Here is a 1774-nt window from a genome sequence, read left to right on the forward strand (position 1 = left end):
TCTTTTCCCACACCTAAGCTGAGTTCTTACTGCTGTTCGCGTAGCGTGCGCGTAGCCCATATGCTTAGGTTGTGATTTCCCTTAATTCTTCCTTAATATTATGTAACTTGTGCTTTCATGTGCAAGGTTGTTGAAGGCAATTCCCCAAACATGAGTCTGTAATCTCTAGCAAAATGGCCTGGATTCCAAAACCCAAATTGGTTAGCTAGGCTTTGTACGCTACAACTGTCTGGATCACGTGCCTTCAGGCACCTGCGCACCGCATTGAGCCGTCGCACCTTGAGATAACGCATGGGACTCATGCCAAATAAGTCCTGAAACCCATAGGACAACGCTGAACTGCTAGACCCCAATCGTTTGGCTAGCTCCTTGAGGGTCAGGGGTTTTTCCAACTGAGCCACCATTTCAAGCTCGGCTTGGCCTATCAACTTTCTCCGCCGAGACGGTTTGAGGGTAGGGGTGGAACTGCCTTGAATGGGAATGGCTTGAATTACCAACGGAACGATATCATTTGCAACCAGCTGTTGAACATGGGGCTGGTTCAACCAGTCAGGTTTATGTTGCGCCAACCAAAATAGTTCTCGTAGATAGTCCTTGATCTCTGCCATGGGATCGGGTAATATACTGACATGATTCATGGCGAGAAAGCGATCGTCCAAATCATAGCGCTGCAAGTCATTTGCACAAGCTTCAAAGATTCCCACCGGGATGAATATCCCTAATGTCATTGCCACTTGAGGAGTCACGAAGCCCGTTCCCCGTTGCATATCAAAACCATACAAATCAGTTTGGGGACAAAGGGGCTGACCGTGGGCATAACAATTGCCTCCAATGGATCCCCAAACCAGCTCAAAATTTAAATATCCCTGCTGTTTCGGACCCCAAGCTTGAATCGATTGATTGGCGCTAATGCGTGTGAAATATAAATCACCAATCTTGGTAGACAAAAACTTACTCTGGAAAGAACCACGAGAAAGCTGAATCATTTCCATGTGGCTATATATCAAGAACTCAGTCAACTGTTCCACATCCGTAAAACCATAGGAGATAACCTGGGGACTTGCTACCCTAGATTGCTCCAAATCTTGACTAGAAGTTGCTGCTTTCAAACTCATGACTGGTTCAGATAAAATACACTCCTCTTCTAATATTTCAGCAGACGTAAGCATTCAGCCGTCAGCTGTCAGCTGTCAGCCATTCGCGTTCGCGCAGCTTAAAATAAAATTGAAAGTCTGGGGAAAAGCCAATAGCTGATAGCCAATAGCTGTTCGCGTAGCGTGCGCGTAGCGCATAAGCTGTTCGCGTAGCGTGCGCGTAGCGCATAAGCTTAAAACTTACTTTACATTACAAAGGCGTCACTGATGTGCAATTTTTACAATTTACCATCCAGTGACGCCTTGATGCTTACTGAGGTTAGTACAGTTGCTTAGCATGCCAAATTCAACATGCCAAATTCAAAAGATGCTATGTATAGCGGTTTCTAGCCTAATGAAGTACACAGGATTTTTTACCTGTTGCCTGTTCCCTAAAACCAAGGAATATGTACTTCACCAAATTAAAAAACGCTATACTAGGGCTTAGCATTTAGTACCTACGATACCTACCAGCCACTGATGAGCGCACTGAGTGTTGGTATTTAGCTCTTCTTCGATATCCAAATTGGTTCTCATCTCCAGATGCTTGTTCAGATCCAGATACATTATCCAATGGAGTTATCGATGGAGTTATCGATGGAGTTATCGATTGAGTTATGTCTCCATAAACTAGATCTGAA

General features: G+C 44.6%; 2 protein-coding genes and 1 pseudogene. All 3 read right to left on the reverse strand.

Going from position 1 to position 1774, the window contains the following annotated elements; genetic code table 11:
- Positions 1–98: 98 nt before the first annotated feature.
- A complete protein-coding gene (locus tag F6K20_RS36995; protein WP_287264647.1) occupies positions 99–1169 on the reverse strand; it encodes a helix-turn-helix domain-containing protein in 1071 nt (356 codons plus the stop codon).
- A 7-nt stretch (positions 1170–1176) separates the two neighbouring features.
- On the reverse strand, positions 1177–1323 hold the full coding sequence (locus tag F6K20_RS37000) for a hypothetical protein (RefSeq protein ID WP_287264648.1): 147 nt from the start codon (positions 1321–1323) through the stop codon (positions 1177–1179).
- A 261-nt stretch (positions 1324–1584) separates the two neighbouring features.
- Positions 1585–1774, reverse strand: a pseudogene (locus F6K20_RS37005) (HAD family hydrolase); the annotation flags it as partial.

This window comes from Moorena sp. SIO2C4, from assembly GCF_010672485.1.
Lineage (GTDB): Bacteria > Cyanobacteriota > Cyanobacteriia > Cyanobacteriales > Coleofasciculaceae > Moorena > Moorena producens.